The sequence below is a fragment of the uncultured Brachybacterium sp. genome, from assembly GCF_947500705.1.
In the GTDB taxonomy this organism is placed as follows: Bacteria; Actinomycetota; Actinomycetes; order Actinomycetales; family Dermabacteraceae; genus Brachybacterium.
Window position 1 is genome coordinate 434994 of record NZ_CANMSY010000003.1, and the last position, 23822, is coordinate 458815.

General features: G+C 71.0%; 20 protein-coding genes and 1 pseudogene. 10 read left to right on the plus strand and 11 right to left on the minus strand.

Features of this window, described 5'->3' with window-relative positions:
* Window positions 1–4: 4 nt before the first annotated feature.
* From Q0937_RS08055 to Q0937_RS08085, 7 genes are all read right to left on the minus strand, one after another.
* The gene (locus Q0937_RS08055; RefSeq protein WP_299302078.1) at window positions 5–1480 is read right to left on the minus strand and encodes an aldehyde dehydrogenase; all 1476 of its coding nucleotides are present in this window, start codon (window positions 1478–1480) and stop codon (window positions 5–7) included.
* Window positions 1481–1581: 101 nt separating this feature from the next.
* Window positions 1582–3006, minus strand: coding sequence for an FAD-dependent oxidoreductase (locus Q0937_RS08060; RefSeq protein ID WP_299302081.1), 1425 nt, complete (start codon window positions 3004–3006; stop codon window positions 1582–1584).
* Complete coding sequence (locus tag Q0937_RS08065; RefSeq protein ID WP_299302084.1) at window positions 2999–3280, minus strand: (2Fe-2S)-binding protein; 282 nt, start codon at window positions 3278–3280, stop codon at window positions 2999–3001. Before Q0937_RS08065 ends, Q0937_RS08060 begins: the two co-directional genes overlap by 8 nt.
* Window positions 3277–4446 carry an FAD-binding oxidoreductase gene (locus Q0937_RS08070; protein ID WP_299302088.1) on the minus strand — a complete coding sequence of 390 codons (1170 nt, stop codon included), beginning with the start codon at window positions 4444–4446 and terminating at the stop codon, window positions 3277–3279. The genes Q0937_RS08065 and Q0937_RS08070 overlap by 4 nt, the downstream gene beginning before the upstream one ends.
* Entirely contained in the window at window positions 4443–5156 is a 714-nt protein-coding gene (locus Q0937_RS08075) for a GntR family transcriptional regulator (protein ID WP_299302091.1), read from the minus strand. Before Q0937_RS08075 ends, Q0937_RS08070 begins: the two co-directional genes overlap by 4 nt.
* A 59-nt stretch (window positions 5157–5215) precedes the next feature.
* On the minus strand, window positions 5216–6217 hold the full coding sequence (locus Q0937_RS08080) for a proline racemase family protein (protein WP_299302093.1): 1002 nt from the start codon (window positions 6215–6217) through the stop codon (window positions 5216–5218).
* 17 nt (window positions 6218–6234) lie between these two features.
* A complete protein-coding gene (locus Q0937_RS08085) occupies window positions 6235–7680 on the minus strand; it encodes a sodium:alanine symporter family protein (RefSeq protein ID WP_299302096.1) in 1446 nt (481 codons plus the stop codon).
* A 104-nt stretch (window positions 7681–7784) separates the two neighbouring features.
* Between Q0937_RS08085 and Q0937_RS08090 the strand changes: the two genes are divergently transcribed.
* The 3 genes from Q0937_RS08090 (at window position 7785) to Q0937_RS08100 (ending at window position 10138) form a co-directional block, all read left to right on the plus strand.
* Window positions 7785–9188, plus strand: a complete 1404-nt coding sequence (locus Q0937_RS08090; protein WP_299302099.1) for a YdiU family protein — start codon at window positions 7785–7787, stop codon at window positions 9186–9188.
* Window positions 9189–9268: 80 nt separating this feature from the next.
* A complete protein-coding gene (locus Q0937_RS08095) occupies window positions 9269–9823 on the plus strand; it encodes a type 1 glutamine amidotransferase domain-containing protein (protein ID WP_299302102.1) in 555 nt (184 codons plus the stop codon).
* 21 nt (window positions 9824–9844) lie between these two features.
* Window positions 9845–10138 carry a hypothetical protein gene (locus Q0937_RS08100; protein ID WP_299302104.1) on the plus strand — a complete coding sequence of 98 codons (294 nt, stop codon included), beginning with the start codon at window positions 9845–9847 and terminating at the stop codon, window positions 10136–10138.
* A gap of 3 nt (window positions 10139–10141) precedes the next feature.
* Here Q0937_RS08100 and Q0937_RS08105 read toward each other — a convergent pair whose 3' ends face one another.
* The gene (locus Q0937_RS08105) at window positions 10142–10318 is read right to left on the minus strand and encodes a hypothetical protein (RefSeq protein WP_299302512.1); all 177 of its coding nucleotides are present in this window, start codon (window positions 10316–10318) and stop codon (window positions 10142–10144) included.
* A 30-nt stretch (window positions 10319–10348) separates the two neighbouring features.
* Window positions 10349–11586, minus strand: a pseudogene (locus Q0937_RS17995) (DUF4091 domain-containing protein); the annotation flags it as partial.
* 669 nt (window positions 11587–12255) lie between these two features.
* Between Q0937_RS17995 and Q0937_RS08115 the strand changes: the two are divergent.
* From Q0937_RS08115 to ppsA, 7 genes are all read left to right on the plus strand, one after another.
* Window positions 12256–12927, plus strand: a complete 672-nt coding sequence (locus Q0937_RS08115; RefSeq protein WP_299302107.1) for an alpha/beta hydrolase — start codon at window positions 12256–12258, stop codon at window positions 12925–12927.
* Between the two features lie 183 nt (window positions 12928–13110).
* Complete coding sequence (locus Q0937_RS08120) at window positions 13111–14484, plus strand: hemolysin family protein (RefSeq protein WP_299302112.1); 1374 nt, start codon at window positions 13111–13113, stop codon at window positions 14482–14484.
* Window positions 14481–15521 (plus strand): hemolysin family protein, encoded by a 1041-nt coding sequence (locus tag Q0937_RS08125; protein WP_299302115.1) that lies wholly within the window; start codon window positions 14481–14483, stop codon window positions 15519–15521. Before Q0937_RS08120 ends, Q0937_RS08125 begins: the two co-directional genes overlap by 4 nt.
* A gap of 244 nt (window positions 15522–15765) precedes the next feature.
* Window positions 15766–16986, plus strand: a complete 1221-nt coding sequence (locus Q0937_RS08130) for an MFS transporter (protein ID WP_299302118.1) — start codon at window positions 15766–15768, stop codon at window positions 16984–16986.
* Between the two features lie 37 nt (window positions 16987–17023).
* Window positions 17024–18346, plus strand: coding sequence for a hypothetical protein (locus Q0937_RS08135; RefSeq protein WP_299302121.1), 1323 nt, complete (start codon window positions 17024–17026; stop codon window positions 18344–18346).
* 190 nt (window positions 18347–18536) lie between these two features.
* On the plus strand, window positions 18537–19448 hold the full coding sequence (locus Q0937_RS08140) for a pyruvate, water dikinase regulatory protein (protein ID WP_299302123.1): 912 nt from the start codon (window positions 18537–18539) through the stop codon (window positions 19446–19448).
* Between the two features lie 14 nt (window positions 19449–19462).
* Window positions 19463–21862, plus strand: coding sequence for a phosphoenolpyruvate synthase (gene ppsA / locus Q0937_RS08145; protein ID WP_299302126.1), 2400 nt, complete (start codon window positions 19463–19465; stop codon window positions 21860–21862).
* Here ppsA and Q0937_RS08150 read toward each other — a convergent pair whose 3' ends face one another.
* Together Q0937_RS08150 and Q0937_RS08155 are read right to left on the minus strand one after the other, a co-directional pair.
* The gene (locus Q0937_RS08150) at window positions 21863–22297 is read right to left on the minus strand and encodes a hypothetical protein (protein ID WP_299302128.1); all 435 of its coding nucleotides are present in this window, start codon (window positions 22295–22297) and stop codon (window positions 21863–21865) included.
* Window positions 22298–22341: 44 nt separating this feature from the next.
* Complete coding sequence (locus Q0937_RS08155) at window positions 22342–23790, minus strand: LarC family nickel insertion protein (RefSeq protein WP_299302130.1); 1449 nt, start codon at window positions 23788–23790, stop codon at window positions 22342–22344.
* Window positions 23791–23822 lie beyond the last annotated feature (32 nt).

The following is a 23822-nucleotide window of genomic DNA, read 5'->3' on the forward strand; positions in this document are numbered from 1 at the left end:
CGGCTCAGCGCAGGGTGATCCAGATGGTCTTGGTCTCGGTGTACTGCGCGAAAGCTTCGAGGCCGTTGTCCCGGCCACCGAAGCCGGACTCCTTGTAGCCGCCGAAGGGGGTGGTGATGTCTCCCTCGGAATAGCCGTTGACGGAGATGGTCCCGGCCCGGATCGCGCGGGCGGCGGTGAGGGCGTCGTCGATGTCGCGGGACCAGACGGTGGCGGCGAGGCCGAAGGGGGTGTCGTTCGCGATCCGGATCGCATCATCCAGGTCGGTGAAGGGCAGCACCACCACGACCGGGCCGAAGATCTCCTCGCGGGCGATGGCCATGTCCTCGCGCACGTCGGTGACCACGGTGGGCGGGTAGAACCAGCCGCCGGTCTCCTCGAGCACCCGCTTCCCACCGGTGCGCACAGTGGCACCCTCCGCGACGGCGTCGTCGACATAGCGTGCGATGCGCTGCAGGGCGGACTCCTCGATGAGGGAGCCGATGGTGGTGGCCGGGTCCAGGGGGTCGCCGACGACGTTCTGCTCGGTGGCCGTGACCAGCTGCGCGACGAAATCCTCGAGGATCGACTCGTGGACCAGGATCCGGGAGCCCGCGGTGCAGTTCTGGCCCATGTTGCCGAAGGCCGCCTCGGTGAGGTCGCCGGCGACCAGCTCCAGGCGGTCGGCATTGTCCGCGGTGACGATCTGCGGGGCCTTGCCGCCCAGCTCGAGCACGATCTTCTTGAGGTTCGAATCGGCCGAGTAGCGCAGGAACTCGCGGCCCACCTCGTTGGAGCCGGTGAAGGAGATGGCATCGACGTCCCCGTGGAGGCCGAGCGCCATGCCGGTGACATGCCCCAGGCCGGGGACGACGTTCAGGACGCCGTCCGGCAGACCCGCCTCGGTGGCGAGCTCGGCGAAGCGCAGGGTGGACAGGGTGGTCAGCTCCGGCGGCTTCACGACGACGGAGTTGCCGGAGGCGAGCGCCGGGCCGAGCTTCCAGGCCAGCATCGCGAGCGGGAAGTTCCAGGGCAGCACCGCGCCGACCACGCCGATCGGCTCGTGGACGACCATGCCGAGCGCGCCGTCGCCGGCGGGGGTGGTCGTGCCGAAAACCTTGTCCGCCGCCTCGGCGTACCAGCGGATCGAGTTGATGGTGTCGGGGATGTCGAAGTCGCGGCAGTCGGTGATCGGCTTGCCGGCGTCGATCGCCTCGGTGAGGGCGAGGTCCTCGAGGTTCTCCTCGAGCAGGGCGACCAGGCGCATCAGCACCTCGCGGCGTTCGGAGGGGTGTCTGCGGCTCCACACGCCGGAGTCGAAGGCGGCGCGGGCGGAGGCCACCGCCCGGTCGACGTCCGCCGCGTCGCAGGCGGCGATGTCGGCGAGCTTCCTGCCGGTCGCGGGGTCGAGGGATTCGAAGGTCGCGCCGGAGGCGGCGGGCACGAAGGCGCCGTCGAGGTAGGCGAGCGTGCGAACGGGCTCGGGGAGCGTGGTGGTCACGTGTGGTCCTCTCGTCGTCGAGTGCGGGGCAGGAGCCCCTGGGCCGTCGGCTCAGTGTATGCCATGTGCAATTGTACTGGCGAATGGTCTGGTCAGGACGGTTATTCGGTGCCTTCTTCTGCGGATGCGAGGGTGCCGAGCGTCAGCGGCAGGGCGAAGGGGCGCTTCGCGGTGGTGCGTGCGGCCTCGAGGGGGTCGGTCCCGAAGCACGTCATCGCGGCGGCGCAGATCCGGCCCTGGCACATGCCCATCCCCGCGCGGGTGACGCCCTTGAGCGAGCGGGGATCCCGGGCGCCGAGCTCGTCGCGGGCCGCGGTGATCTCCGCGAGGGTCACCTCTTCGCAGCGGCACACCACCGTGCCCTCGTCCAGGGAGTCCGCCCAGCCCGCAGGGGCCGGGTGAGCGCGGTGCATGGCGCTCGCGAAGAGGCGATGGCGTGAACGGGCCGAGGCGTCCTTCCGGGAGCTCTCGGCGGCGCGACCGGATACCCGGCCCGCCGCGGCACGGCCGGCGATCCGACCCTCCGCCACGGCGCCGCTCGCGCCGGTGACCCCGGTGATCTCCCCAGCCAGGAACAGGCCCGGCACGGAGGAGGCCTGCTCCCCGTCGACGACCCCCACCAGGGAGCCGTCCACGTCCAGGCGGGAGGCAGCGCCGGCCTGCAGCAGCAGCTCTGCCTGGGGGACGAAGCCCCAGCCCAGGCCCACCACGTCGATGTCCTCGAGGACCTGGGCGGTGCCGGGGACCTGAGCGCCGCGGTCGTCGGCCCGGGAGATCTCCACCGATTCGACGCGGTCGGTGCCGTGGATCCGGGACACCACCCGGCGGCGCAGATAGGGCACCCGGTGACGGACCAGCAGAGCGGCGTACTGCGCGCCCTCGCGCCCCTTGCCGGGCACTAGCGCGGCGGAGGCGCCGCGCGGCACCCAGCCGGTGAGGTCCCCGGACTCGCAGATCGCGGCGACCTCCCCGCCGGCCTGCAGCACCGACGCGGCCGCGGCCAGCAGGAACGGTCCGGTCCCGGCGAGCAGCACCCGACGACCGGGAACCTGCTCCTGCACCTTGACGAAGGCTTGCACACCGCCGGCGGCCATCACCCCGGGCAGGGTCCAGCCCGCCACCGGCAGCTGACGGTCGTAGGCGCCCGGGCACAGCACGACGGTCTCGGCGAGGAGCGTGGTGAGCTGCTCACCGGTCGGCGAGAGGGCGAGGTGGAGGGCGAGGAGGCCGTCCTCCCGGACGTCGAGGGCGGCGACATGGGTGGAGGCGAGGTGCTCGAGGCGACCTGCGGCCTCGGCCCGCTCGAGGTCGGTGCGGAGCTCGAGATAGGTGTCCCAGCCGTGGTGCCAGCGGGGGGCGGGTGCCTGGGGGAGGTCGTCCTTCGCGCCGTGGCGCCAGAACTGGCCTCCCAGACGCGGACCGGCGTCGACCAGCAGCACCCGGTCGCTGCCGCGCGCCGCCTCGGCGGCGGCCGCGAGCCCGGCCGGGCCGGCGCCGATGACCACCACCGCTGCGATCTCAGACATCGACGGTCCCCGTCCGCACATCCATCCCGTCGGCCACCTGGACCAGGCAGGTGCGCAGGCCCGGACGGCCGTCGACCGTGGCCAGGCAGTCGTAGCAGACGCCGATGCCGCAGAACAGACCGCGCTCCGCACCCGCGCGACGGGTGACGCGCCAGCCGGCCTGCCGGCCCTCGAGCATCAGGGCGGCGGCGACCGTGCGTCGGACGGGGACGCTGAGCGGGACGTCGTCGACGGTGATCCGCACGTGGTCGTCGGGAGCGGGCGAACTGGTCACCGGGGGCCTCCTGCAGGGGCGGCATCGCCGAAGCGCGCTGGGTCGAAGGGGTCGAGGTCGAGATCGGGGCGGTGGCCGGCGAGGGCCTGAGCCAGCAGCTTGCCGGTGCCCACGCTCATCCCGATCCCCGCGCCCTCGTGGCCGGTGGCATGCCAGAGGCCGGTGGCGCGGGCGTCGGCGCCGATCGCGGGGAGGTGATCCGGGGAGTAGGGGCGGAAGCCGTGGTAGTGCCGCAGCACGTGGACATCCCGGAGGAAGGGGAACAGCGCCGTCGCGTTCGCGGCGATGCGCTGGAGCGCCTCACGACTGATCGCGTCGGAGAAGCCGACCTGTTCGCGGGAGGAGCCGATCAGGATGCTGCCGGCCGGGGTGCTCTCCACCACCGGCGAGGACTGCAGGGAGGTGTCGGAGGTGCCGACGTCATCGATGTACTCGGCCGCGTAGACCTTGTGGAAGACGCGCGGCGGCAGCGGCTCGGTGACCATCACGTAGCCACGACGGGGGGCGATCGGCAGGTGGACCCCGGCGAGGGCGGAGAACCGGGCAGCCCAGGGGCCGGCGGCGTCGACGACGGCGCCGGCGGGCAGGTCCCCGCGCGTGGTACGGGCCCCGATGATGCGCTCGCCCTCGCGCATCAGGCCCGTGACCTCGCAGTACGGGAGCACCTCCGCGCCGCGTCCCCGGGCCAGGGCGAGCAGGTGGGCGACCACCTGCATCGGCATCACCTGGGAGTCATCGGGATAGAACGCGGCGCCGACGGCGCCGGGGGAGACATGGGGCTCGAGCGCGAGGAGCGCCTCGGCATCGATCTCCTGGACCTCGATGCCGTGTTCCCGCTGCGCGGTGAGTGCGCGGCGCAGCGAGACCAGGCTGGTCTCGCGGGAGGCGACGATGATGCCGCCCTTCCGCTCGAGCTCCCAGCTCTCGGCGTGCTCGGCGAGCTCGCCGTGCCACAGGGCCAGGGAGTAGTTGGCGAGGTCGAGCTCGGGGCCGCGCTCCTTGTCGGAGACCAGGATGTTGCCCTCGCAGCGCGAGCTGGTGCCGCCGCCGGGGGCGCCGCGGTCCACCACCCGCACCGACAGGCCCTGCAGCGTGCAGTAGTGGGCCACCGCCGCGCCCACCGCGCCGGCACCGATCACCAGCACGTCGGTGCCGCGAGCGGTCATGGCACCAGGTCCAGCAGGGTCGAGGGAGCCTCGTCGGTCTCCTCGTCACCTGTTGACCACAGCCGGGAGGCGTGGCCGATGTGCCGGATGATCAGGTCGAAGGCGCCTGCGCCGTCGCCGGCAGCCAGCAGGTCCAGCATCTGGTGATGCTCCTGGGCGGAGTCGACCAGGCGCCCGCTGTCCGCGAGCTTGCGCAGCGCCTTCAGGCGGGTCTGGCCGCGCAGGCGGGTGGTCAGCTCGACCAGGTGGCGATTGCCTGTGTGTTCGAGCAGGCGTGCATGGAATTCGCGGTCCTCGTGCAGGTAGGCGTTCAGGTCACCCTCGCGGGCACCCTCGGCGATGCGGTCGGCGAGCTCGCGCAGCGCGGTGAGCTCCTCGGCGGGCAGACGGCCCGCGAGCGCTCGCATCGCGGGACCCTCCAGCAGCTGACGCACCTGGGTCTGCTCTTCGAGATCCGCGCCGGTCATCACCGTGATCCGGAAGCCCTTGTTCTTCACGGTGATCACCAGACCCTCGCGGGCCAGATCCATCATCGCCTCGCGCACCGGGGTCGCGGAGACCCCGAGCGGTGCGGCCAGGGCCGGGGCGGAGTAGAGGGTCCCCTCCTGCAGGTCGCCGATGATGATGGCGGTGCGCAGCGCATCGGTCACCGAGTCCCGCAGGCTCTTGTACTGCTGGATCTCTCCCAGAGGGATGTCGCTCACGGGCATGGGGTGCTCCTGTCGGGCCGGCTCCTGGTCGGCTCCCACGGTAGTTGTCGCCAGGAAGTTCACAGCTCGAAACCCTCCGGATACGGGTCCGTGGGGTCGAGCATGTACTGGGCGGTGCCGGTCACCCAGGCGCGGCCGGTGACGGTGGGGACCACTGCTGCGTGCTCGCCCACGCGGGTGGTCTCCACCAGGCGGCCGGTGAAGCGGGAGCCGATGAACGACTCGTTCAGGAAATCGGCGCCGAGCGCCAGCTCGCCGCGGGCGTGCAACTGGGCCATCCGGGCGCTGGTGCCGGTGCCACAGGGGGAGCGGTCGAACCAGCCGGGATGGATGGCCATCGCGTGGCGGGAGTGCTGGGCGGTCGATCCGGGGGCGGCGAGGTAGACGTGGTGGACCCCGCGTATGTCCTCCCGCTCGGGATGGACGGGTTCGTCGGCGGCGTTGATCGCCTCCATGATCGCGAGCCCCGCCGCCAGCAGGCGGTCCTTCTCGGCCCGGTCGAAGGGCAGACCGAGCTGCTCCAGCTCGACGATCGCGTAGAAGTTCCCGCCGAAGCCCAGGTCGTAGCGGACGGTGCCGTGATCCGGCACCTCGACGCTCGCGTCCCGGCGCATCAGGAAGGAGGCGACGTTGCGGATCGTCACCGACTCGGCATGGCCGTCGCTCACCGCGACCTCAGCGACCACCAGGCCCGCGGGGGTGTCCAGGCGGATGGTCGTCACCGGCTCGGTCACCTCGACCATCCCGGTCTCGACCAGCACCGTCGCGGCGCCGATGGTGCCGTGGCCGCACATCGGCAGCAGGCCGGAGACCTCGATGTAGAGCACGCCCCAGTCCGCATCGGGACGGGTGGGCGGCTGCAGAATCACGCCGCTCATGGCGCCATGGCCGCGCGGCTCCCGCATCAGCAGCTTCCGCAGGCCGTCGCGGTTCTCCATGAACCACAGCCGGCGCTCGGCCATGCTCGCCCCGGGGATCGGGGGCACGCCGCCGGTGATCACCCGGGTGGGCATGCCCTCCGTATGGGAATCGACGGCGTGATAGATGTGCGAGGTGCGCATCGGGGTCTCCTCGGGGATCAGCGGGCGTCGGTGGGGGTGCGGTCGGGCGCCGGGGCGGTCCAGAAGTCAGCATTGCGGATGCCGAGCGGCACGGGGTCGAAGCTGGGGTCCAGACCCTGCTTCCGCTGTCGGTCGTAATCCTTGATCACCTTGTACACCACCGGGCTCAGGGCGAGGATCACCAGCATGTTGGCCCAGCCCAGCAGCCCGTACCCGATGTCCCCGATCATCCACATGGCGTCGGCCGAGACCACCGATCCGAAGGCGGTGATGGCCATCGCCCCGATCTTCAGCGCCCAGCTGGGCCAGCCGTCGGTGCGGCCGCGCAGGTAGCCGAGGTTGGTCTCGGCGATGTAGTAGAAGGCGATCATCGTGGTGAACGCGAAGAAGAACAGGGCGATGGCGACGAAGCTCGGCCCGAACCCGCCCACGGAGGAGTCGATCGCCGTCTGCGTGTAGGCGACGCCCGCGTCGACACCGGGCAGATTCTCGACCACGGTGCTGCCCTGATGGGTGACGTTGTAGGAGCCGGTCAGCAGGATCATGATGCCGGTGGCCTGGCAGACGATGACGGTGTCGATGAAGATCGACAGCGCCTGGACCAGGCCCTGTTTCGCGGGGTGGCTGGTGGAGGCCGCGGCGGAGCCGAAGGTGCCCTCGCCGACGCCGGCGACGTTGGAGAACACCGCGCGGCGCACGCCCCAGGCGATCGCGGCGCCGGCCATGCCGCCGAAGATTTGATCACGGCCGAAGGCGGAGGCGAGCACCAGTTCGATGGTGGGCAGCACCTGATCGACGTTCATCAGGATGATGACCACGGTGACCAGGATGTAGCCGACCGCCATCACCGGCACCATCAGCTGGGCGGCGCGGATGATGCGCTGGGTGCCGCCGAGGATGGTGAAGCCGAGTAGGCCGGTGAGCAGGATCGCGGTGAGCCAGTTCGGCACCCCGAAGGCGACGTCGAGGCTGTCGGCGATGTTCGTGGCCTGCACACCGGAGAAGATGAATCCGTAGCAGACCAGGTAGGCGAATGCGAGGATGACGGCCAGCCACTTCAGCTTCAGCCCGTGCTCGACGTAGAAGGGGGCGCCGCCGCGATGCTCGCCGTCGATGCGGCGCTTGAAGACCTGGGACAGGACCGTCTCGGCGAAGGAGCTGGCGGAGCCGACGAGGGCCACCACCACCATCCAGAACAGGGCGCCGGGCCCACCGGCCGCGATCGCGGTGCCGACGCCGGCGATGTTGCCGACGCCCACGCGGCTGGCGAGGGTGAGCAGCAGCGCCTGCAGCGGGGCGACGCCGTCGTCGTCCAGAGGCTTCGCCACGATCTGGCGGAGCATGTCGGGGATGCGCCGGAACTGCACACCGAACGTGAGCACGGTGAAGAAGAGTCCGACGGCGAGGGCGAAGTACGCCATCGGATTCCAGATCCAGTCATTGATGGTGCCGAGCAGGTCCATGGGTGTCGCCTCACGTCGTCGTGATCCAGTGCGACGACAGTAGGACGCGGGTCACACTATGTCAACTGTGACATTGCACAGAACGGAAGTGGGAGGATCGAGGGATGGAGATCTCCCTGGAGCAGTCCTACGCCGCTGCGCTCCCCGAGCTGTCGGTTCCCTGGCGCGCCGAGGTGCCCCCTCGGCCCGAGCTGGTGTGGCTGAACGAGGAGCTGGCGCGTGAGCTCGGGTATTCCCCGGCCTGGCTGCGTGGGGAGGAGGGCCTCTCGCTGCTCACCGGGCAGATCGAGGGCACGACGGCGCAGGTCTACGCAGGGCACCAGTTCGGCAGCCCGAACCCTCAGCTGGGAGATGGCCGGGCAGTGCTGCTCGGCGATCTCGTCGATACCCGGGGACGCCGACGGGACCTGCATCTCAAGGGGGCCGGACGCACCCCCTTCGCGCGCGGCGGCGATGGGAAGGCGCCGCTGGGGCCGATGCTCCGCGAGGCCGTCATCGGTGAATGGCTCCACGCCCTCGGGGTCCCGACCACCCGGGCTCTCGCCGTTCTCAGCACCGGGGAGCGGATCGCCCCGCGCCAGGGCGTGACCCCGGAGCCGGGTGCGCTGCTGGTGCGGGTCGCAGCCAGTCATCTGCGCGTGGGGACCTTCGAGCATGCCACCTGGAATCTGGATCCCGAGGTGCGCGAACGGCTCGTGGAGTACACGATCCGGCGTCATCATCCCGGGGCCGACGGACCGCTCGGGCTGCTCGAGGCGGTGACCCGATCGCAGGCCGAACTGGTGGCGCAGTGGATGCTGGCCGGATTCGTGCACGGCGTGATGAACACCGACAACATGGCGCTCTCCGGTGAGGGCATCGACTACGGGCCCTGCGCCGTGCTCGATGTCCACCGCCGGGGCGCGGTGTTCAGCTCGATCGACCGAGGCGGCCGCTACGCCTATGGCAACCAGCCCGGCATCGCCCTGTGGAACCTCTCCCGCTTCGCCGAGACGCTGGTGCCGCTGATCGGCGGGGATCCGAACCTCGCGATCGATCAGGCCACGGCGGTGCTCGAGCAGTTCGAGGGGTGGTACCTGGACGCCTATGCGCGCGGGCTGTCGAGGAAGCTGGGGGTCGTCGGGGACCGTGGAACGGTGCTCGCGCTCGGGGAGGAGCTGTTCGCGCTGCTCGAGCAGGAGCAGGTCGACCACACGGGATTCTTCCGGATGCTCGGGGAGGGGGAGGCTGCGGGGCTGTTCTTCGAGCTGGAGCCCTACGCGCTCTGGGCGGGCCGACGGGACGCGCTGCCCCGCGCGGAGGAGCCGATGGGGCGCGCCAACCCGCTGTACATCCCCCGCAACGTCCACCTCGAGTCCGCGCTGCGTGCCTCGCACCTCGGTGATCTGGAGCCTGTGCGTGAGCTGCTCGACGCGGTGTCCGCGCCCTTCGAACGCCAGGAGGGGCTCGAGCATCTCGAAGGGCCCGGTGACGGCGGTGACGGCTTCATGACCTTCTGCGGGACCTGAGCTCTGTCCGATCGGTCGGCGCAGTGGGAGGGCGCGGTGATACGGTCGCCGCACGGACGATCCGACATGAGGAGAAGCCCATGAACAGCACGCTCGAGAACCGCACGATCCTCCTGCTGACCAGCAACTTCGGCACGGAGACTGACGAGATCCAGGGCCCGCTTGCCGCCCTGCGCGAGGCCGGTGCGACAGTCACCGTCGTCGCCCCCGAGGAGGGCTCGGTCCAGACCCTCGTGCGCGACCGTGAGCTCGGTCCCGAGGTCCCGGTCGACGCCGTCCACGACACCGTCAGAGCCGCGGACTTCGACGCCCTGGTGCTGCCCGGCGGCACTCTGAACGCCGACACCCTGCGCGCCGACGAGACCGCCCAGTTCCTGGTGCGCTCCTTCGCGGCCGACGGCAAGCCGGTGGCCGCGATCTGCCACGCGCCCTGGCTGCTGGTCGAGACCGGACTGGCCGACGGCCGCGAGCTCACCTCGGTCCCCACCATCCGCACCGACCTCACCAACGCGGGCGGACGATGGGCCGATGAGGAGGTCGTGGTCGACGACTCCACCGGTTTCCGCCTCATCACCTCGCGCACCCCCGATGACCTCGACGCCTTCAACACGGCGATCATCGACGCTCTCAGCTGACCTACCTCCAGGAGGAACCCCATGACACAGCCGCAGAACCCCGCCGAAGACCCGGAGCTCGATCAGATGGCCGCAACGAGCCAGGATGAGTATGCCCGTGGAGCCGACGACGAGCCGGGCGAGATGAGCATCGACGATGCCCTGGAGACCGACCGGGTCGTCGCCGAGGGGCCGGAGTCCCGCAACGCCGACGGCTACGGCTTCGACTCGGACCGCGACCGCGGCGGTGACGATTCCACCGCTGCGGAACAGGGCAACCGCGACGAGGACCGCATGGAGGCCGAGACCGGCGAGCAGGAGCTGCCCGAGCTCTGAGGCTCAGGCACGCAGGGCCGCGAGGATCCTCTCGTCGACAGTCTGCCGCGCCTGCAGGTGCGCACCGACGTCATAGGAGAAGGACGAGTAGGTGAGCGTCTCACCCTCGTCGATCAGGGCCTTCGCACCGGGCCGGTCGGTGAGCTCGGCGAGCCAGGTCAGAGCCCGGTGATCCGCCATGGCCTGCGCGAAGACGCGGTGCCGGAGGGAGAGCCAGGGGGTGCCGTCGGGCCCGGGGTAGACGGCGAAGGCGTCGCCGCCGAAGAAGGGTCCACCGGCGCAGGTGTCCTCGAAGGGGTCGATCGGCCGCAGCGAGAACTGCGCCCACCAGAAGTTGTACCCCAGTGCAGGAAGCCGGGGGCATCGAAGGCGAAGAGCTGACGGCCCAGCACCCGGTTGCGCACCGAAGGCTGGGCGATGAAGCGGTTGGCGACGTCGCGGCCCTGGGAGACGCAGTAGTACACCCACGGCTGCCGGCCCGCCTCGAGGAAGGGGCCGACGTGGTCCGAGGCCACGATCGGGGTGTCCACCACGCCCTGCTCGGCGAAGGCGAGCGAGCTGAGCGCATCGACCACCTGTGCGCCCTCGAGCAGGTCCACGACCTGGGCCTTCGCGGCCTGGTACTGCTCGAGCTGGTCCTGGTGCGGTTCATCGGAGATGTGCCAGAGGGCCTCCCCCTCCCAGTGCTCGTCCAGATGGGCGCGCAGGGCTGGGATCAGCGTCTCCAGGAGGCGGCGGTAATCGGGCGAGGTCGCCGCGACGTGCCAGCCGAAGCGGTGCTCGAGCCCGTCGGCCGTCTCCACCTGGATCGCGGGGGTGTGCTGGGCGCCCCACTGGGTGAACAGGTGCGCGATCTCGATGCCGGTGAATCCGAGCGTGCGGCAGATCCCCAGCCAGCGGTCCATGCGGGAGAAGTCCAGCGCGTAGGTGCCGTCATGCTCGCGGATCCCGATCAGCTGCACGAACGGGCGGGTGTGTCCTTCGGCGGTGTCCAGCGGCGGTGTCCAGGTGGGGGTGAGCACCGAGGTCACGTCCATCGCGCGCGCCGAGGCGAGGAAGGCCTCGATCAGCTCCCAATGGCGTTCGGAGAACACCTCGACGTCGTAGTAGGTGGAGAGGCTGTCGGCGTGGAACCAGTGGGTGTTGGTGATCGACAGCGGGGGCAGGCGGTGCGGGTGGAGGCGCAGCTGCGCGGTCTGCTCGGCGAGGATCTGCTCTCCGGTCTCGTCGCAGAGGCTGATCGTGAGGGTGTGATCGCCGGCGTCGGACTCCTGTGCACCGATGACGTCGATCCAGAGCGACTCCCAGATCCCGGGGGTCAGGTGCACGCGGTCGCCTCCGAGCGGTTCGAGCAGGTCCGGGTACTCGCCAGGGGCGGTGCTCAGGTAGTGCTCGTCGGCGTTCTCGGGAGCCGGGGCGGAGACGGGGACCCGCCGCACGGCGTGCATCCGGGCCAGCTCCGCGAGCGGACCGCCCAGGTGGACGCGGGTCGCGCCGGGGGAGCCTTCGTCGAGCCGGAGGGCGACCTGCACGGACAGCACCTCCCCGAGGAAGCCGGAGGCGTGGGCGCCGCCGATCAGCTCAGCGGGGCGCGGCGCGGTCTCGCCGAGCACCTTCTCCAGGGAATCGGTCAGGACGGACTGCACGGGGACTCCTCATCGAGCGCGGGGCTGCGGGCCGCCCACCATCCTCACACGCTGGACGCTCCTCCAGCAGGTCCCCCTCCGCGCGCAGCGTCGTGGCCTGGACCAGCAGCGAGCGCATCACGCCCAGGCGGGAGGCCCGCCGACGGTGATGTCTGCGAATAATCCGTTGCGCCCGCCGACGGGACGTCCTACGGTGGTCGGACACACGGAAGGAGGTGATCCGAGAAGTGAATTCTTATCGGACTTGTGAGGTGGCTCGCCGCTGAGGCGACCGTTCATCCGGACGCGCAGCGAATACCACCGAGCTGCCGGGACCCCCAGGGGTCGGAACTCGTCCCTCCGACCAGCGCACCGCGCAACCTGGGGGTCTTCCCCTGCCCGTTCGCACGTTGCTCCGCCCGCACGTTGCTCGACCCGCTCCCGCGCTGCCCGGTCCGCTCCCGCGCTGCCCCGCCCCGCTAGCCTGCTGTCATGACGAACGCACCTCAGTACGCACCGATCGAGCTGATCTCCCCGCACATCGACGAGGACTCCGTGGTGCGCGCGAGCGGGGACGACGCCGACAGCCCCGTCGAGGCGCCGATCGTGCTGCTGCTCCACGGTCTGGGCAGCCACGAGGGCGACCTCGCGGGACTGGCCCCGTTCCTCCCGCCGAGCTTCACCTATATCTCCCTCCGAGGGATCTACTCCTATGCGCAGGGCTACGCCTGGTGCGAGATGCCGGTGGATCCGGAGCATCCGGAATCGCTGCAGACCTCGGCCGCTGCGGTAGAGAGCTGGATCGCCGCGCAGAGCGCCCCCGTCGTCGGCGCGATCGGCTTCTCCCAGGGCGGAGCACTCGCCCTGCAGCTGCTGCGGCGCGATCCGCGGTCGCTGGACTTCGTCGTAAACCTCTCCGGGTTCCCGTTCCCCGCCCCGATGCCCGGCGATGCCGCGCTCGCCGAGACCGCGCCGCCCGCGCTGTGGGGCCACGGCGGCATGGACCCGCATTTCGATGCCGAGCGGGAGCAGCAGGTCCGGGAGTTCATGAGCTCCCACACTCGGCTCGAGGAGGAGCGCCGGCCGTACCTCGCCCACGCCGTGGACGAGGTCGAGCTGCGGGCGATCTCCGCCTTCCTGCAGCGGCGGGCCGACGAGCGCTGAGTGGTCCTGCACACCTTCCCCCACCCCCAGGGATCGGGTTGTAGCATTCCGTCATCCCCCTTCGAGAGCCGGAGCGGGGCATGAGGAGCACCAGGAGACCATGAGCGCCGCCAGCGACGCCCCCAGTGACAGTCCCAGGCCTTCGGGCCTGAGCACAGACACTTCCCACGGGGGGATCCGTCCATGGACCTGATCGGTCCCCTCATATCCCTGGCGATCGGCCTCGTGCTGGTCGCCGCCTGCGGCGGCTTCGTCGCCGCCGAGTTCTCCCTGATCACCGCCAACCGCAATGAGGTGGAGGCGGCCGCCGCCTCCGGCGACAAGCGCGCCGTCGGCGTCCTGCAGGGGATGAAGACCCTCTCCACGCAGCTCTCCGGGGCGCAGCTGGGGATCACGGTGACCAACCTCGGCATCGGCTTCCTCGCCGAACCGGCGATCGCCGCCCTGATCGGCCCGGTCCTGCTGGACATGGGCCTGGGAACGGTCGCCGCCCGCTCCGTCTCGGTGATCATCGCGCTGGTGCTGGCCACCGGCGTCACCATGATCTTCGGCGAGCTGGTGCCCAAGAACCTCGCGATTGCCGAGCCGCTGCGCACCGCCCGCTATGTGGTCGGCTTCCAGCGGCTGTTCACCACGATCTTCCGCCTCCCGATCCGCCTGTTCAACGGCAACGCCAATGCCGTGGTGCGTGCGCTCGGGGTCGAGCCGCAGGAGGAGCTCAGCTCCGCCCGCAGCGCCGATGAGCTCTCCGTGCTGGTCAAGCGCTCGGCCGATGAAGGCGCCCTCGCAGAGGAGACCGCCTCGCTGGTCCAGCGCACGCTCGCCTTCGGCGACCGCCGCGCGCACGACGCGATGGTCCCGCGCGGCCGGATGGACTCCCTGGAGGCCGACCATTCCGTCGCGGACCTGCTCGAGCTCGCCCGCATCACCGGCCACTCGCGCTTCCCGGTGCTGGACGACGAGAACGAGATCGCCGGCGTGGCCCACATCCGCCACGGCCTCGCCATCCCCTTCGAGGAGCGTCCCGCCACCCGCGTGGATTCCGTGATGGGCACCGCGACCTTCGTGCCCGACACCGTGCCGCTGGACGACCTGATGGACACCCTGCGCGGTGGAGGCCTGCAGATGGCGGTGGTGGTCGACGAGTTCGGCGACCACGCCGGGCTGATCACCCTCGAGGACCTGGTCGAGGAGATCGTCGGCGAGGTGCGCGACGAGCACGACGAGGAGATGGACGACACCCCGGAGGCCGACGGCTCCTGGGACCTCGACGCCCGGATGCGACCCGACGAAGCCACCGACAGGCTCGGCGTCACCGTGCCCGAGCACGAGGACTACGACACCCTCGGCGGGCTGATCACGATGGAGCTGGGCCGGCTCGCCGAGGTCGGCGACGAGGTCCTGGTGGACACCGACCCCGTCCCCGGCGAGGACCCCGCCCGCCTGCGGATCCAGGTCACCGAGGTGGACGGACGACGCATCGAGACCGTGCACGTCAAGGTCGAGCCTGCCGCGACCTCCGATGAGGACGCCGACGACGAGGAGGAGCGCAGATGAGCACCACCACCGGACTCACCCTGACCCTGGTCCTGCTGATCCTCAACGCCTTCTTCGTCGGGGCCGAGTTCGCCCTGATCTCCGCCCGCCGCTCGATCATCGAGCCCAAGGCCCTCGAGGGGAAGTGGGCCGCGAAGGTCACCATCTCCGCGATGGAGCAGGTCTCGCTGATGATGGCCGGCGCGCAGATGGGCATCACCGTGTGCTCTCTCGCGCTCGGTGCGATCAGCGAGCCTGCGATCGCCCACCTGCTCGAGGTGCCCTTCGAGGCCATCGGCGTGCCGACCGCGCTGGTGCACCCGATCTCCTTCGTGATCGCCCTGGGCCTGGTCACCTACCTCCACGTCGTCTTCGGCGAGATGGTGCCCAAGAACATCGCCCTGGCCGGGCCCGAGCGGATGGCGCTGATCCTGGCGCCCATGCTGATGGGCGTGGTCACCCTGATCAAGCCCGTGCTCTGGCTGCTCAACTCCTGCGGCAACCTCGTGCTGCGCATGCTCGGAGTCACCCCCAAGGCCGAGGTGACCAGCGTCTTCACTCGAAACGAAGTCGCGGCGATGGTCAGCGAGTCCCGCGAGGGCGGCCTGCTCGAGCACAACGACGAGGCGCTCCTGCTGGGGGCGCTCCGTTTCGAGGCCCGCAGCGTCGCCAACCTCGTGATCCCGCTGGACCAGGTCTCGAGCCTGCCCCAGGGGGTCACCGCTGCGGAGGCCGAGGCCGCCGCCGTCGAGGGGTACTCCCGGTTCCCGGTCAAGGCGGCCGACGGCATGCTGATCGGCTACGTCCACATCAAGGACCTGCTGGACTCCGTGCAGGAGCAGCGTGAGCACCCGATCCCCGCCGAGCGCGTCCGCACCCTGCCCGTGATCAGGTCCGACGAACCGCTGCGCCAGGCGCTCACCGCGATGCAGGACTCGGGAGCCCACCTGGGCGCCGCCACCGACGAGGACGGCACCGTGATCGGCATCGTCACCCTCGAGGACATGCTCGAGGAGCTGGTGGGTCAGATCCGCGACGACTCCCGCATCGCCGCCTGACGCCATAACGAACATCCCCGGCCCGCAGGGGCTCGCGGAGCACCTCGCTCCCGAGGGGCGGCTGGTCGTCGGCTTCGGGCTGGATCGTGGGTACGATCTCGACGACTTCACGGCCGACGCCGACGCCGGAGGGCTGCGCCTCGCACAGCGCTTCTCCACCTGGGACCTCCGACCCGCGGCAGCCGACTTCCTGGTGGGAGTGCTGACCCCGGCTTGACCGCCTGAGCCCCCTCAAGGAGCCCCTGTGCCCGTCTCGTTGCGCCGTCGCCGCTGGGCGCTGTATGCGCTGTTCCTGCTGCCCGGACTGAGCATGTCCGCATGGGTCACCCGCACGCCGGCCGTGCGCGACCTGCTCGAAGCGTCCACCGCGCAGATGGGGCTGGTGCTCTTCGGCCTCTCCGTCGGCTCCATGGCCGGGATCCTCTCGTCCGGTCCGCTGGTGATGCGATGGGGGACCCGCCCGGTGGTCGCGGGCGGCTCCTCGCTGATCGTGCTGGCCATGCCGGTCATCGCCGTCGGCGCCGCCAGCGGCATGCCGCTGCTGACCGCGCTGGGCCTGGCCCTGTTCGGGGCCGGCATGGGCGGCGGCGAGGTCGCGATGAACGTCGAAGGGGCCGACGTCGAGACGCAGGGCGGCCGCCCCTTCCTGCCCGCCCTGCACGGCTGCTTCAGCCTCGGCACGGTGATCGGCGCAGGCCTGGGAATCCTCGCCAATGCGACCGGATTCTCGGTGGTCACCCATCTGGTGCTGATCGCCGTGCTCGGCGCCGGGCTGCTACTCTGGGCGCTGCGCGCGATCCCCGCCGGGACCGGCCTGGTCACCGCCGCGGAGCGCGCCGAGGCAGCCGCGAGCCCCGGGCCGGCGCTCTGGAAGGACACCCGCCTGGTGCTCATCGGCGGGATCGTGCTCGCGATGGCGCTCGCCGAGGGCACCGCCAACGACTGGCTGCCGCTGATCATGGTGGACGGGCACGGCTTCGGAGCCACTATGGGCTCGACCGTGTTCGCTCTCTTCGCCGCCGCCATGACCATCGGCCGCTTCTGCGGCGGGCCGATCGTGGCCCGGGCGGGACGCGCCCGGGTGCTCATGGTCAGCGCGCTCTTCGCGGCTCTCGGCCTCGCGCTGATCTCCTTCGTGGACAGTCAGCCGGTCGCCGTCGCCGCCGTGGTGCTGTGGGGCCTCGGCGCCTCGCTCGGCTTCCCGCTCGCCCTCTCCGCCGCCGGGGACTCCGGCCCGAACCCCGCCGGCCGCGTGGCCCTGGCCTCGACGATCGGCTACCTCGCCTTCCTGGTGGGCCCGCCCACCCTCGGCCTGCTCGGCGAGGAGGTCGGACTGCGCGGCGCCCTGGTGGTGCCGCTCGCGGTGGTGCTGGTGGCCGTGGCCCTCAGCCCGGCGTCGGCCCCGCGGGTGCGTGCAGCGGACGCGCCGCAGCCCCGGGCGAGCGCGGGGACGCTCGAGGGATGACGCCGCCGCGGCGGAGCCCGTCGGGCAGGATGGGCTGATGCAGAACATCGCCGACTCCCGCTGGCGGGTGCTCCCGGTCGGCCGCGCCGTGACGCTCCAGAGGACTGCGATGGAGGCGCTGTTCTACGGTCTCATCGGCCTGCTGGGGCTCTTCGGGGTCGCCGTGATCAGCGGGCTCGTCGTCGAGGAGCTGTTTGCCGAGTCCGAGGCAGGGACCACCATTGACCTGGTCAGCCGCGCCTCGCTGGTAGGTGTCCTGGTGCTCGGGGTGATCGGCCTGCTCCTGCTGGGACTGCTCGGGTCTCTCGAGGGCCCGCTCATGGCCCGTGCCCTGGCTGCGGCTGTGCGGCGGGGCACCCCGGCCACCGAGGTCCCGTTCCCGACCCAATGGAAGGCGGCGCGGGAGAGCAGCGCCACGGCATACAAGGGCATCGCGATCGCGATGCTGGCGATCCTGGGGCTGCTCTACGTGATCGCCGTCTTCGCCATGCTGGAGAGCGTGGACGTGGTGGGCCTGGCGGTCGTCGGCGGCGGCGCGGTGCTGCTCGCGGCGATCTGGGCGGGGATCCCGCTCACCGGAAAGGTCTTCACGCGCTGGCAGCGCGGGTTCGCGGACGAGCTGCCCGAGCGATGGACCCAGCCGCATCGGATCATCGCCGCCGGGCGGGAGCTGACCGAGGCGGGGAGCTCCGCGCCGCTGCCCGGACGTGGGGTGCGGATGCTCAGCAATGCGCTGGCCACCGTCGCGGTCCTCGCCACCATGGCCTGGTTCGTGGCCTTCCAGCTGGTGGTCGCCGTCGCCTATCCGGACGCCACCCGCACGGCCAGCCGGCAGCTGGGGGAGCGGGCGGAGCTCGATCCCGCCGGGGAGCGCCTGGTGGACCTGCTGACGATGGCGGAGGGGATCGTGGCGGCGATCGGTGTCCTGGCCTTCGCCGGGATGGTGGGCTGCGCCATCATCCTGCGGCGCCTCGAGCACAGGGAGCTGCGCCGCGCGCTCGGGGACCCGACGGGAGCGTCGCCGCAGCACGCCCTGCTCAGCCGCGCCATGTCCCGCACCTCCCTGCCGGTGCTGAAGGTGGTCTTCGCTCTCGCGGGCGCGACGGCAGCGCTCGGCGTCGCGCTCTGGTTCGTCGACCTGGTGGCGGAGCTGCCGGACTGGGACTTCTACGCGGCCGCCGGTCCGCAGCTGCGGGCGGCGGCGCCGCTGGGACCCTGGATCTTGCTCGGGGCGCTGGGTCTGATGGGGCTGGGGATCGTGGTGGGTAGCCTGCTCGATGCACGGGACCGGATTCTGCGGGACGAGCTGGTGCAGCGCTGGCCGGTGCGGCCTGCAGAGCCGTCCGAGGGATCCGAGTAGCCCCAGCCCCCGCACGATGCGCGATCGGGCTCGAGTGAGCGCGCACGTCGGCGAACTCGCGCAGGGCTGACGTGAGCCATGCCATCTTCCTGGGCGAAGACGCCCCGTCCTCTTCTTCCCGGTTACGGTGAGCCCAGCACATCGTCGTGTCCCCGGTGCTCCGCCACCGGGCCCAGAGCAAGGGGCGCTTGTGAATGCAGCTCTTCCGATCCCGCCGCCGCTGCCTCCCGCCGCGCGGCGCCAGGGCCAGGGTGCCCAGAAGTCCCAGAAGCTCGAGGACTCTGCCGTCCCGGTGTTCTTCATCTCCGACTCCACCGGCATCAGCGCCGAGACCATGGGCAACGCTCTGCTGCTGCAGTTCCCCTCGGTCCCCTTCGAACGACGCCTGATCCCCTTCGTGCGCACCGTCGAGGAGGCGCGCGAGGTGCGTGCCGACCTCGATGCGGCGATGGACGGCGAGGTGCAGCCGCTGGTGTTCCTCACCGTGGTCGACGAGGCGGTGCGCGAGGAGCTGAGGGCCACCAAGGCACCGGTCATCGACTTCGTCAGCGGCCACCTCGCCCAGCTCGAGGATCGCCTCGGGGTCACCGGCGACCACGCCCCGGCCCGGCTGCACGGAGTGGGCGACTCCCGGCGCTACAACCGTCGGATGCAGGCGGTCGAATTCGCGATCGAGCACGACGACGGCCAGTCCGTGCGCGCGATCGAGAAGGCGGATGTGGTGCTCATCGCGCCCTCCCGCTGCGGCAAGACCCCCACCAGCATGTACCTCGCGCTCATGCACGGGATCTTCGTGGCGAACTATCCGCTGGTCGATGAGGACCTCGGTGGCGAGGTGCTGCCGGAGTCGATCGCCCGGATCGCCGATCGCTGCTTCGGGCTGCTCACCTCCCCGCAGCGGCTCAGCGCCGTGCGCAGCGAGCGCCGTGCCGACTCCCGCTACGCCTCCCTCGAGCAGACGCGCTGGGAGCTGTCCCGGGCCCGCCGCGTCTATGACATGCATGGGATCCCCTTCGTCGACTCCTCGAACAAGTCCGTCGAGGAGATGTCCACCCTGATCCTCCAATCGCTCGCCCGCCGCGGAACCACCTCCCGCACATAATGAAGGAGCACGCCATGACCCAGAGCATCCGTTGGTTCTCCGAGCTCGGCATGAACGACCTCGAGCAGGTGGGCGGCAAGAACGCCTCCCTCGGCGAGATGGTCTCGAACCTGACCCGCCTCGGGGTGCAGGTGCCCGACGGCTTCGCCACCACCTCGGAGGCGTATCGCGAGTTCCTCGGCGCGACCGGGCTCGCGGAGCGGATCGACGAGCGGCTGCAGGGCCTGGACACCGACGACACCATCGCGCTGGCCGAGACCGGCCGCGAGATCCGGGAGCTGGTGATCGCCCAGCCCTTCCCCGCGACCCTCGAGACGGACATCCGCGCCGCCTACGAGCAGCTCTCCGCCGGCAGCGGTGAGGAGGCATCCTTCGCGGTGCGCTCCTCGGCCACCGCCGAGGACCTGCCGGACGCCTCCTTCGCAGGCCAGCAGGAGACCTTCCTGAACGTGCGCGGCATCGAGGGCGTGCTGCTCGCGATCCGCGAGGTGTTCGCCTCCCTGTACAACGACCGCGCGATCGCCTACCGCGTCCACCACGACTTCGAGCACGCCGCGGTGGCGCTCTCGGCCGGGGTGCAGAAGATGGTCCGCTCCGATCTGGGATCCAGCGGCGTCATGTTCACGGTCGACACCGAATCAGGGTTCGACCAGGCCATCTTCATCACCTCCGCCTACGGGCTCGGTGAAGGGGTGGTCCAGGGCGCGGTGAACCCCGACGAGTTCTACGTCTTCAAGCCCGGCCTGCGCGAGGACCGCCCCGCGATCCTCAAGCGCCAGATCGGCGAGAAGGCCACCAAGATGGTCTATGCCCACGGGGAGGGAGCCACCACCGTCGGCCGCACCGTGGAGTTCATCGAGGTGGACCCCGCCGCGCGCAGCCGGCTCTCGCTCACCGATCAGCAGGTCACCGACCTGGCGAAGCAGGCGCTGATCATCGAGGAGCACTACGGGCGGCCGATGGACATCGAGTGGGGGCTCGACGGGGCCGACGGTTCCCTGTACATCCTGCAGGCCCGCCCCGAGACCGTGCAGTCCCGGGCGGGGAACACCGTGGAGAAGTACATCCTCGCCTCCCGCGGTCCGGTCCGCGCCGAGGGACGGGCGATCGGCGCGAAGATCGGCGCCGGCCCCGTGCGGGTGCTGGACACCATCGACCGCATGCACGAGTTCCAGCCCGGCGAGGTGCTGGTCGCCGACATGACCGACCCCGACTGGGAGCCGATCATGAAGCGTGCGAGCGCCATCGTCACCAACCGTGGCGGCCGCACCTGTCATGCGGCGATCATCGCCCGCGAGCTCGGGATCCCCGCCGTGGTGGGCACCGGCTCCGCGACCGCGGAGCTGAAGGACGGTGACGAGGTCACCGTCTCCGCCGCCGAGGGCGACACCGGATTCGTCTACGAGGGGCTGCTGGACTTCACCGTCTCCTCCTCCGAGGTGGACTCGATGCCGCCGGTGGGCACGAAGATCATGATGAATGTGGGCAACCCCGAGCAGGCCTTCAGCTTCTCGCGGCTGCCGAACGCCGGAGTGGGCCTGGCCCGCCTGGAGTTCATCATCAACCGGCAGGTCGGCATCCACCCCCGCGCCCTGCTCGAGCTGGACCGGCTCGAGCGTGACGAGCCGGAGATCGCCGCGACGGTGCGCTCCAGGATCGCCGCCTACGACTCCCCGCGGGACTACTTCGTCCAGCGCGTCGTCGAGGGGGTGGCGACGATCGCCGCCGCCTTCGCGCCGGAGCCGGTGATCGTGAGGATGAGCGACTTCAAGTCCAACGAGTACGCGAACCTCCTGGCCGGGACGCTGTTCGAGCCGCACGAGGAGAACCCGATGATCGGGTACCGCGGCGCCTCCCGCTACCTCTCGGAGGACTTCGCGGAGTGCTTCGCGATGGAATGCGAGGCGCTGCGCTTCGTGCGCGAGGAGATGGGACTGAGCAACGTCAAGGTCATGATCCCCTTCGTGCGCACGCCCGCCGAGGGCAAGGGGGTCATCGACCTGATGGCCAGCCACGGCCTGGTGCGGGGCGAGAGGGACCTGCAGGTCATCATGATGTGCGAGATCCCCTCGAATGCCGCGACCCCGGAGCTGTTCCTCGAGCACTTCGACGGCTTCTCGATCGGCTCGAACGACATGACCCAGCTGACCCTGGGCCTGGATCGTGACTCGGCGCTGGTCGCCGACGCCTTCGACGAGCGGGATCCGGCGGTGAAGTTCATGCTCGCCCGGGCGATCGAGGCCTGCCGGGCCGCGGGGAAGTACGTCGGGATCTGCGGGCAGGGGCCGAGCGACCACCCTGATCTGGCCGAGTGGCTGCTGGAGCAGGGCATCGCCTCGATGTCCCTGAACCCGGACACCGTGGTGGACACCTGGCTGCGCCTCGCCGCGCGGGGCGGGGGAGAGGTGCGCTGATCAGCGGTCGGTGCGGCCGCCGCCGGATTCGTGGTCCATCTCCGCGTATTCGGCGGCCTGCGCCTCCTTGCTGAGCACGGGCATCTCCCCGGTGCGGGTGGCGTGGCTGTCGGTGTCGTGCTGGGAGGTGACCGTGGTCAGCAGGAACACGGTGTCCTCGAGGGCCTCCACCGAGTGGCGGAAGTGCGTGAGCGCCTCGATCTGGCCGGTCTGGAGCACCACCGGCTCCTGCGCGGTGACGCGGAGGCTGCCGTGCATCACCTGGATCGAGGCGGCCGGCGGGGAGTTGTGCTCGGGCAGCTGCGCGCCCGCTTTCAGGGCGATCACCGTCTGACGCAGGGGCCCGTCGTGGATCAGCAGCTCGGCATGGCGGCCGTTCGGCGCCTCGCGGGCGATGTCGATCGCCTTGGTCATCGCATCGGTCAGAGCAACCATCGGAAACCTCCTGGTGAGCGTCGTCGGTTCCTTACCAGTATCCGTCAGGAGGACGGATCCGTCAGTCCCGCAGCGGATTCCTTCGCGAGATCGAGCATCGCCCGCTCGCTGACCCCGAGCACCCGGGCGGCCGCGATGACATCGCGGAACTCGGGTTCGCGGCGCACCACAGACCCCTCGGCGTCGCGGGCGATCTTCACGGAGATCCGCTGGCCCTGCACCTCCACCTCGGTGAACTCACGGGTGCGGATGAGCCGATCCACCCGGTGCATCCGCACTCCAAGGGTGCCGGTGCGGTCCATCAGCAGCGCGGAGACCTCGACCTCGTCGCCCTCGCGGACCAGGGCGTGGATCGTCACTGCAGGACGACCGCGCTTCATGATGATCGGGGTCAGCCAGGCGTCGAGCGCGCCGCTCTCGAGCAGCTCGTCGACCACTCCGGGCCAGAGCCGAGGATCGAGGTCGTCGACATTCGCCTCGAGCTGGAGCGCGGCCGCGGGGGTGTCGTGGGCGTCGCCGTTGCCGGATGCAGGCCCGGCCCCGGGGGCAGTGCGGTCGGGCACCCTTCCCACCAGCACGCGCACGACGTTCGGGCGGCCCGGGGTGTCCTTGGTGCCGGCGCCGACGCCGAGGGCCTCGGTGACCAGCGAGGGCTGTGGGCCGGCGGTGCTCGCGAGCCCGCGCAGCAGGGCGACGCCGGTGGGGGTGGCGAGCTCGCCGATGCCGGGGGCGACCCCTGCCGGGACCCGTCGACCGCCGTGCTCATGGGGGCCGCCCTGGGCGTGGGCGGGCAGGGCCGCATCGGAGTCGGGGACCTCGACGGGGTGATCGTGGGAGTGATCATGCGGGTGGGAGTGCCCGTGGTCGTGGGAATGCGCGGGGGCGTGACCGCGGGGCGGGAGCAGCTCGCCGGCGACCGTCGGCCAGCCGAGCGCGAGGCGGGCCACCGCCGGGACCGGCACCGGGATGTCACCGTGGGCTGCGCGGATCCGGCCGGAGCCCACCGCGATCACGCTGCCGGCACCCTCGGTGATGCCGAGCTGGCGCCAGGCCTCGCAGGCGCCGATCACGTCGGCCAGGGAGTCCAGCGCCCCGACCTCGTGGAAGTGGACCTCGTCGGCCGGGACGCCGTGGGTCGCACCCTCGGCCTCGGCGAGACGACCGAAGACCGTGAGCGCCAGGTCGATCGTGCGCTCGGGCACGGAGGCGTCCCCGCGGGAACGTTCCAGCAGCTCCCGGATCGAGGCCCAGGTGCGGTGCGGCGGATCCTCGACCAGCACCTCCACGTCGATCTTCACCGCGCGCTGCCCGCCACGGTCCACGGCGGAGCGGACGAAGCGGACCGAGCCCGGGGCCAGGGCGTCCAGCACCCGCTGCACGCCGTCGAGGTCGGCGCCGGCGTCGATCAGAGCGGCCAGCAGCATGTCGCCGGCGATCCCGGCGGTCGCGTCGATGTAGGCGAGACGAGACGAGGACGGCGAGAAGGACTCCATGGCCACGATGCTAGTCGGACCTCCGCATCGGG

Excerpts from the sequence above, each read along its gene's own strand:
- Q0937_RS08060 (WP_299302081.1), bottom strand. The coding sequence starts at position 3,006 with ATGTCTGAGATCGCAGCGGTGGTGGTCATCGGCGCCGGCCCGGCCGGG.
- Q0937_RS08075 (WP_299302091.1), bottom strand. The coding sequence starts at position 5,156 with ATGCCCGTGAGCGACATCCCTCTGGGAGAGATCCAGCAGTACAAGAGC.
- Q0937_RS08115 (WP_299302107.1), top strand. The coding sequence starts at position 12,256 with ATGACGAACGCACCTCAGTACGCACCGATCGAGCTGATCTCCCCGCAC.
- Q0937_RS08080 (WP_299302093.1), bottom strand. The coding sequence starts at position 6,217 with ATGCGCACCTCGCACATCTATCACGCCGTCGATTCCCATACGGAGGGC.
- Q0937_RS08100 (WP_299302104.1), top strand. The coding sequence starts at position 9,845 with ATGACACAGCCGCAGAACCCCGCCGAAGACCCGGAGCTCGATCAGATG.
- Q0937_RS08090 (WP_299302099.1), top strand. The coding sequence starts at position 7,785 with ATGGAGATCTCCCTGGAGCAGTCCTACGCCGCTGCGCTCCCCGAGCTG.
- Q0937_RS08095 (WP_299302102.1), top strand. The coding sequence starts at position 9,269 with ATGAACAGCACGCTCGAGAACCGCACGATCCTCCTGCTGACCAGCAAC.
- Q0937_RS08135 (WP_299302121.1), top strand. The coding sequence starts at position 17,024 with ATGCAGAACATCGCCGACTCCCGCTGGCGGGTGCTCCCGGTCGGCCGC.
- Q0937_RS08120 (WP_299302112.1), top strand. The coding sequence starts at position 13,111 with ATGGACCTGATCGGTCCCCTCATATCCCTGGCGATCGGCCTCGTGCTG.
- ppsA (WP_299302126.1), top strand. The coding sequence starts at position 19,463 with ATGACCCAGAGCATCCGTTGGTTCTCCGAGCTCGGCATGAACGACCTC.
- Q0937_RS08155 (WP_299302130.1), bottom strand. The coding sequence starts at position 23,790 with ATGGAGTCCTTCTCGCCGTCCTCGTCTCGTCTCGCCTACATCGACGCG.
- Q0937_RS08150 (WP_299302128.1), bottom strand. The coding sequence starts at position 22,297 with ATGGTTGCTCTGACCGATGCGATGACCAAGGCGATCGACATCGCCCGC.
- Q0937_RS08070 (WP_299302088.1), bottom strand. The coding sequence starts at position 4,446 with ATGACCGCTCGCGGCACCGACGTGCTGGTGATCGGTGCCGGCGCGGTG.
- Q0937_RS08085 (WP_299302096.1), bottom strand. The coding sequence starts at position 7,680 with ATGGACCTGCTCGGCACCATCAATGACTGGATCTGGAATCCGATGGCG.
- Q0937_RS08105 (WP_299302512.1), bottom strand. The coding sequence starts at position 10,318 with ATGGCGGATCACCGGGCTCTGACCTGGCTCGCCGAGCTCACCGACCGG.
- Q0937_RS08125 (WP_299302115.1), top strand. The coding sequence starts at position 14,481 with ATGAGCACCACCACCGGACTCACCCTGACCCTGGTCCTGCTGATCCTC.